Annotated in this window: 7 protein-coding genes and 1 pseudogene; 4 read left to right on the top strand and 4 right to left on the bottom strand. The window is 70.4% G+C overall.

Going from position 1 to position 7568, the window contains the following annotated elements; genetic code table 11:
• Positions 1–455 precede the first annotated feature (455 nt).
• Positions 456–638, top strand: a complete 183-nt coding sequence (locus ABD369_RS39535) for a hypothetical protein (RefSeq protein WP_344641487.1) — start codon at positions 456–458, stop codon at positions 636–638.
• Positions 639–957: 319 nt separating this feature from the next.
• A complete protein-coding gene (locus ABD369_RS39530; protein ID WP_344641486.1) occupies positions 958–1566 on the top strand; it encodes a hypothetical protein in 609 nt (202 codons plus the stop codon).
• Positions 1567–1698: 132 nt separating this feature from the next.
• Here ABD369_RS39530 and ABD369_RS39525 read toward each other — a convergent pair whose 3' ends face one another.
• Together ABD369_RS39525 and ABD369_RS39520 are read right to left on the bottom strand one after the other, a co-directional pair.
• Complete coding sequence (locus ABD369_RS39525; protein WP_344641485.1) at positions 1699–2643, bottom strand: CPBP family intramembrane glutamic endopeptidase; 945 nt, start codon at positions 2641–2643, stop codon at positions 1699–1701.
• Between the two features lie 258 nt (positions 2644–2901).
• Positions 2902–3426 carry a MepB family protein gene (locus tag ABD369_RS39520; protein WP_344641484.1) on the bottom strand — a complete coding sequence of 175 codons (525 nt, stop codon included), beginning with the start codon at positions 3424–3426 and terminating at the stop codon, positions 2902–2904.
• Positions 3427–4767: 1341 nt separating this feature from the next.
• Here ABD369_RS39520 and ABD369_RS39515 point away from each other — a divergent pair.
• Positions 4768–5592: a papain-like cysteine protease family protein gene (locus ABD369_RS39515; RefSeq protein WP_344641483.1), complete on the top strand. Its 825-nt coding sequence runs from the start codon at positions 4768–4770 to the stop codon at positions 5590–5592.
• Positions 5593–5608: 16 nt separating this feature from the next.
• Positions 5609–6448 (top strand): hypothetical protein, encoded by an 840-nt coding sequence (locus tag ABD369_RS39510; RefSeq protein ID WP_344641482.1) that lies wholly within the window; start codon positions 5609–5611, stop codon positions 6446–6448.
• 194 nt (positions 6449–6642) lie between these two features.
• On the opposite strand, the gene ABD369_RS39505 is transcribed toward ABD369_RS39510, so the two are convergent.
• A complete protein-coding gene (locus ABD369_RS39505; protein ID WP_344641481.1) occupies positions 6643–7401 on the bottom strand; it encodes a WD40 repeat domain-containing protein in 759 nt (252 codons plus the stop codon).
• Between the two features lie 12 nt (positions 7402–7413).
• A pseudogene (locus ABD369_RS41490) lies at positions 7414–7473 on the bottom strand (hypothetical protein); the annotation flags it as partial.
• Positions 7474–7568: the final 95 nt, after the last annotated feature.

Here is a 7568-nt window from a genome sequence, read left to right as displayed (position 1 = left end):
GTACATGTGCGAGCGCTACGGCAGCCCGAACGCCGCCTGGTCCTGGTGGGCCGCCCACCACTGGTACTAAGCCGACCCACAGGCTCCAGCGACCCGATGGGGGCCCCGTGCACACGCACCGGGCCCCCATCGGCCTGTCCACCCCCTCCCGGCAAAGCCGGGAGGGAACGGAGCGTGGCCGTGCAACGCCGGGGCCGCCGACACCATGATGCCGGTCGGCGGCCTGCGCCGTGCTGTTCGAGGAGCGCGAAGTTGATGCGCCCGGTGTTGGTCAGAACGAACAGCAGCCGCGGGCGACCGGGTGGCGGTGACGAGGAGGCAGCGGGCTGGACAGGGCGCGGAGTGGGCGGCCTGGACGGCTCGGCTGCCCTGGTCGATGGCCGTTTGGGCCTCGCCCCGACTCCGAGGGTCAGCTGCAGCCGGTCTGTCACGCCGAGGCATCGCAGACCCGCGCCATGCTGCACGCCACCCTCACCCGGCGCCGCGCCGTTCCCGAGCACCAGGACGACCGGGATCTCGACGGCGACCGCGAGGACGATGGCCAGGAACACGGGCTGCTCGGTGACATCCGCAGCCAGGTCCGCCGACGGTCCGCCGGGATGACGCTGGAGGCCGTAGCCGCGGCGGTGACCCATTGAGCGCACCGCCGGGCGCTGCGCCGGGGCTGCCACCGCCGTATTCGCGGCCGGTCCGGCGGTACGGGGTCGCGGAGAACGGCGGCGGCGTGGGTGAGGAAGGCGCGCGCTCCGTCCGGAGACGGATGCCGGTCGGCGGTCCGCCACCGTGCGGGGGAGGGGGAAATCGCTCGTGGGGAGGAACGGACTTCACTCCGCAGCGGGAGGTGTCGGGAAGCATGCCGCGCGACAGTGGTGGCGGTATCGACAGCCGAACCTACTGGAGTGAACTGTCATGAAATCCTCCCTACTTGACTGGTATCCGTCCCGAACGCGCCATGCTTTGCGGGGCCGCACCGCGGCGGCCGCGGCACTCGCCGTACTCAGCACGATCGCCGCCGGTGTTCCCTCGGCCGCCGCAGCGCCCGCCCCTGCAGCGCCCGCCCCCGCGGCGCCGCTCTCCGCCGCTGCGCCCGCCTTGGCAGGCGGTGCCGCCGCCGACTCGGCAGGCCATCCGGTGCGGGTGTCGGGGGCCGCCGGCACCACGCTCACCAACTTCTTCCCCGGCTTCGCCGGGGACGACGTCCGTATCGAGATCGACGCCCGGGCAGCGGTGGACGGGCAACCGGCAGGCACCACAGGGCGCTTCCACGTCGTCCACCGTCATGTCGACGGCCGACTCGTCGCCGACTTCGCGGGTGACATCACCTGCCTCGCCGTGGGCGGCCGGGACGCGATTGCGACCGGCGTCATCACAAGCGGCCAGGTGCCGTGGTTCCCGGGGACCCGGTTCATCGGCACGCGGGTCGCGGTCACCCTGCAGGACAACGGCAACGGCCGGGCCAGTCGGGCCGGTTGGCTCTGGGGTGCCTTCGGTGTACCGATCTCCGACTGCCAGGGCAGCGTGCCTTTCATCGCCATGACGCACGGTCGCTACATGGTGCGCGGCTGACCACCGACCGCTCCCGCCGGGCCGACCACACGAGGGGATGGCCGGCCCGGCGGCGCGGGACTGCCGGGGCCGCGATGCCGCACTCCGGCGATGCCGGGCGCGTTGTGCAGTGTCTCCTCGCAGGCGCCCTGTTCACAACGCGGTCGTCGGGCGCGGTGCGTTGCGTTTGTCGTAGTAGGTGGGTCGGAGTCGGCCGGTGAGTGAGAGGAAGGCGACGAAGGCGCCGGTGACGGCCCAGCCTGGCCAACCGGCCAGGCCCATGGTCAGGGGGTCCAGGGTGGCGTCGGGGTCGGCGAACTCCTTGAGTGTTGCCACGCTCAGGGTGCTCGCGAAGGCGTGTGCGAACACGGCCGGCACGACTGAGCCGGAGCGGAGGCGCAGCCAGGTGAAGACCGGCAGGATGAGGATGCAGCTGACGGTGAGTGCGGGTACCGCCAGGTACCAGGGCTTGCCCGGGTACTGTCCGCCCATCAGGAGTGTGGGCAGGTGCCAGAGCGCGAACGCCGAGCCGGTGAGTACGTAGGCCCGGATCAGGCCGGCCGTGCCATCGGCGCGGAGCAGGCGGGGGAAGAGGAATCCCTGCCAGCCGAGTTCCTCACCGAAGAACAGTGGCAGTGAGACCAGCATCCCGATCAGGCCCTGGAGCGCCCATTCGGCGACTCCGCCTGCGGTGAGCGTGTCGGGCCCGGCGAGGGGGTAGGTGCCTGCGAGGGTGCCGAGGGCGATCACTGCTGCGGTGAGGGCGGCGAGGACGCCGATCGGCAGCAGGCAGGCGAGAAGGGCGCGGGTCAGGGGTCGGGGTAGGCGTAGTGCGAGGGCGTCGCGTACCCGTGTGCCGTCGCGTTCGACGAAGCGCACGACGAGGATGGCGGCGAGGGCCGGGGCGAACATCGCGGCTGCGATGCAGGCCTGTTCGAGCGTTCCCGGTTCCTCCCGGGCGTTGCCGCGCTGGAATCCGGTGGCGAGCAGGGGTGACATGGCTGCCCACATGCCTGCATAGGCGAGGCCGAGATAGACGAGGAGTGCGCGTCGCCGGGTGGCGGGCGGTGCGGGTCGTAACGGGGTCGAGAGTGTCATGTCGCAGACGGTACGGACCCGAAGGGACACCGAGGAATCCAGCCAACCACCGTATGGAGGTGGGGCTTTCCCCCCTCGACCCTCCCGCCCCTCGCAGCCCCGCTCGTCCGCGGCCGGCCCCGTCGGGCCCTGCGGGCGATCAAGGCCTCTGGGGCCGTCCCGGCGGCGGGGCCATCGCGACGAAGTACGGCGAGTTTGCCCGGCGACTCCTGCACGGCCCGTTCGACCAGCGGACGGAGCCGGTGCCGGTACAGGAACCTACGGCTGGTAGAGGGCGCGGACGCGCGTCAGGTCGGCAGGCCCGTCCTGGCCGATGTGGAAGAAGTGGTTCACCTGCCATGCCTGCGTGTTGCGGGCCTGCCGGTTGGTCGTGGTCGCCCACGGCGGGTAGACGCGGAACCCTCGTTTTCCGCCGGAGCCGTTGCGGGAGACGACGTCGCGCTCGCACAGCACCTCGCTCGGGAACACGAACTGTCCGAAGCCGTTGCCGTCGCGGCTGCTGATGACGAAGAGGTCCACACCGCCGTCGGCGTCGAAGGGCCGGATCGGCCCCTCCTCGGACCGCTGCCAAAGGGTGACGAACTGGCCCACCTTCGTCGGGGTGGTTTTGGCCACACGGAACCGGACCGAGCGGTCATCGAGCGTGAACCCGCAAGCCGCGTATTCGCCTCCCTCTGGTTCGGGCACCGGCAGTGAGCAGGTGAAACCGCTCGGGTCGTACACCAACGCCTTCGCCGCCAGCAGGTCACCGTGAAGCCCCGCCCACAACTGATTCGTCACCATGCGTCATCCTGCCATCGCGACCGCGTGCGCGGTCGCGCCCCTCACACCCAGCCAAGGCGACCTGTCGGGGTGCGCCGCAGCGGGTCGCCCAGGGTGCGGGTGAGGCCGGCTTCGTGCTGGTCGCATGCCGTGCTGTACACGGGCCTCCTGCCGTAGCTCAGCACCTACGGCCGAGTTTTGGAACCCCGCAGGGCTGGCGATCTCCGCACGGCAGGGCGAACCAGCCTGCGCCGTACGTCGGTTGGTGCACTGATGCGCGGTGGCCACGATGGCGTTCCCCCTCCGCGGCGAGGCGGTCGGGGTGTTGCACAGGGTCCCCGGGCTCGTCGAACACACCATTGCACATGTCACATACCCAGCGCGAGGGCGCGGTTGTGGAGTTCTTCGAAAGACGTGGTGCTAAGCCGTGAAGTCCTGCGAAATCGAGTGTCGGACCCCCGTCGATCGACCGGGAAAGCCTCCGCCGATCGGCGGGGAACGGGGCTTCGGTATCTAGCTGACAATATGTCGCACAAGGCGGCGGGAGGCAGCGGCGGAAGCTGGAATCGGGCCGCTGTTCCACTTGTCGGCCGGGCCGAATTCGGCCTCGAATCGGGTGGTGCCCGCATGTGGAAACCCGGCTCGTTGCTCGCCGTGCCGCTTCTCCGGCATGTGCGGTGACGGCCCGCCCGCCCGCCCCGGTCGGGCTCCAGTCGGCACGTTGGGCCCGGTCGGCGCGCGTGAATGCTGCGGACCGATCGCCGGCAAAGTGCGTATGCAAACGCCAAGGGTGGCGCAAGTGGAAACGGCCGTTCGGTCGCATGGAAAGCAGCCTGCCCGTGGCGCGCCCCGACGAGCGTCGGCCGAGGTCAGGGGCGCCGGCGCGGCAGCAGAAGGTCACCCGATGCACCTGGTCGGTCACCGTGTGCACGAGGCTGATTTCGTCAATCCTGACGCTTGACCAAACCCCTTTGAAGGTCACTAACATGATCCGCCATCAGGCCGCAGCGGGTTTCGATGCACCTCACGGCCTGCACGACTCGGGGTCGCCGTCGGGCGGCCCCGCCATCACAGGCGTCGGGCCAGTGCCTCGCCATGCCACTTTCGGGGGATCGCTATGAGGAAGCCGTACACAGACTGATGCCATGGCCACTTCGGCCATGATCAGAGCCATATTCCGGAACTGCCTTGTCACGCCGCCAGATTGAAGTGGCGTCGGATAAGTGCGTTCAAACTGCCTCTCGTCGGCCGGGATCTACCGGCCTCCCATGGGTTTCCCCTGAACGAAACACCTGGCAGCACTGCGCACGGCTGCCCGCCGTGCCGGTCCGGCACGCCTGTCCTCAGAGAAGGAATTGCCGCATGCACGGTTCTCCCCCCTCCCGTTGGCGGAGGGCATTCACCGCAGTCGCCACCGGCCTGGCGACCGCCGGCGCCCTGGTAGGCACCGCCGGCCCGGCCTTGGCGAACTCCACCGGCACGGTGACCGCGGGTCAGGGCAACTACTCGTACATCAACGAGCGCAGTGCGCCGCACCTGTCCGCGTCCGTCGTGGGACAGGCGAAGATCGGCAGCACGGTGAACATGCAATGCCGGACCCAGGGCGACACCGTCGAGAACAACGCGCGCTGGATCCGATCCGGCTCGTTCTACATCGCTGACGCCTTCATCGCGCAGAACACCGACAGCCTGCCCGCCTGCGGCGGTGCGGTCACCCTCAACATCTCCATGCAGAAGCAGGTCCAGGACGAATGGTGCTGGGACGCCTCCGGGCTGACCCTCGCCAACTACTGGGGCTACACCCAGTACAGCCAGTACGACTTCTGCCGACTCGCGCACCAGTACAGCGGCGTCAGCTGCAACGACCAGCCCGCCACGCTCGACGACATGGCGGGCGCGCTGTGGGAGATGGGCTTCGCCAGCACGGGCTACGACCTCTACCGCAGCGCCACCTTCGCCGAGACCGCCAACGAGATATCCGGCAACCGGCCGTTCGCGGTGCGGATCGGCTGGGCGGCCGGCGGCGGGCACATGAACGTGATCTACGGCTACGACCCGTCCTCAAGCATGATCGCCGTCGGCGACCCGTGGCCGTCCACTCAGACGTACACCTGGTGGAACTACGGCAGTTACGCCAGCAACAGCTCGTTCGCCTGGACCCACTCCCGGATCGGGATCCACAACTGAGGAAGGCTCGCCCCACATGCGAAACCACCACCGCACCGGTCGGCGGGCAGCCCGCCTGGCCTCGCTCACCGTGGGCGCGACGGCGTTGCTGACCGCCGTCTGCCCGCAGGCCCTGGCCGATGACCGGCCGGGCGTCCCGGACCCGTCGGGCGCGCAGCAGGTCCTGGCCTCCGACCAGGTCCACAGCACCGTCTCCCGCTTCCTCGGCACGGTCGCCGCGGCCGGCAACGGCGTCCCGGCCATGCCGACAGCCGGCATGGCCGCGGACAGCAGCCAGCCGTTCAGCATGGACACCCCCGTGGCGCTGTACGAGCTGTCACCGGACTTCGTCAAAGGCACCAAGCCCGCGACGGTCGGCAACGCCGTGCGCCTGTCCTTCCTGGCCGCACCGGTGACCGGCAAGGACGGCCACCACGCGGACGTCCTGCTCAGCCACGGCGCCAACTCCTGGCAGCTGGCCGGGATCCGCGACGGCGACGAGGACGCCCGCTACGCCAGGAAGGCCACCCAGGGCAGCACGGTCTTCAGCGAGCCGCAGATCCACGCCTGGTACGCGCTCGCGGGCAACAAGGTCCAGCCGCTGAACCATGAGGCGCAGGACGGGCTCGGCGGCCGCGGCAGTGTGTCGCTGACCGACTACCAGAAGCTCGTCCATCAGCGCTACGCCGACAAGACGCCGGGCTCCTCCTACGACCGCAACGGCCTGGCCGGCGGCTACGGTCTGGCCAACGCCGCACCGGCCCATCCGTCCCGGCCGTCGACCACGGTGCTCGCAGCCGCCGGCGCCGCACTGGCCCCCGCCGCCGGTGTCGTGCTCCTGCGCCGGCGTCGCTCGCGCACGGCCCGCCAGGCGTAAGGCCGCACGTCGCCGACGCTTCGGACGCCGACGGCCGCGATCGCGCGGCTCCCCGGATCGACCCACCGTGTCCCGAACGGCGGAATCGGGACGGGACCCGGGGAGCCGCTCACCGGCCGAAGAAAACGGCGACGCCGCCGCGTGTCAGGCGCTATGCGTGCGGGTTCGTCGTCCGACCTAGGTCTAGTCCGGACTCACGGGCGCAGCCGCCAGAGCTGGAGAGGGCTCTCCGCGGTGCCGGTGTATCCGATCATGGCCAGGGCGCGGCCGTCCGTGCTGAGCGCGGCGGTGCCCCGCTCGAAGCCGGGCAGGGAGGCCACCTCGGTGTCCTGGTTGAGCTCCCAGACGTGGGCCCGGTGGTCCGCGCCGCCCTCCACGAGCAGGGTCCCGCCGTCGGCGCTGATCGCCCGGGGTACCCCGAACAGCGGTCGGTGGGTGCCCTCCAGGCCGCTGGAGACCTGCCGGCGGTGCAGCACACCGCCCCCGTCGGCGGCGAGCAGGACGGTCTCGTCCGGGCTGAACGCCAGACAGTCGATGTAGTCGGTGAACCCGGTGAGGGTGCGCAGTGCGGTGCGGGCCGGCACGTCCCAGAGCCGGACCGTGGCGTCGCGGCTGCCGCTGGCCAGCATGGTGCCGTCCGGGCTGAAGGCCAGCGCGGTCACCATCATCCGGTGCCCGGTGAAGGTGGCCAGCTCGTTGCCGGTGGCCGGATCGAACAGGTGGACGGTGCCGTCGTCGGAGCCGATGGCCAGTTTGCTCCCGTCCTGGCTGAACGCCACGCGTACGGAGTTGGTGACGGTGCTGAAGGTGTGCACGGGGTTGCCCGTGGCGGTGTCCCACAGCCGCGCTGCGCTCGCCGCGTCCGCGGTGGCCACCAGCTGGTCGTTCGGGCTGAACGCGAAGTCTTCGATGATGTCGGTCGGGCCGTGGAGCACGGTGGTCTGGTGGGTCACCAGGTTGAAAAGCCGGCCGTCGTTGTCGGCGGAGGAACTGGCCAGCCAGTTGCCGTCCTGACTGAAGCTCAGCTTGATCTTTAACCTGTGCGGCCGTAGTGCTGGTCGAGCGTCTCGGCGCGTTTGACGGTCTTTCCCGGTGTGTGGCGGGGTGCTCTCGCTCGGTT

Source organism: Kitasatospora cystarginea (assembly GCF_039533515.1).
Lineage (GTDB): Bacteria > Actinomycetota > Actinomycetes > Streptomycetales > Streptomycetaceae > Kitasatospora > Kitasatospora cystarginea.
Note: the sequence above shows the minus strand (reverse complement) of the source record. Positions and strands in the feature narration are given on the sequence as shown.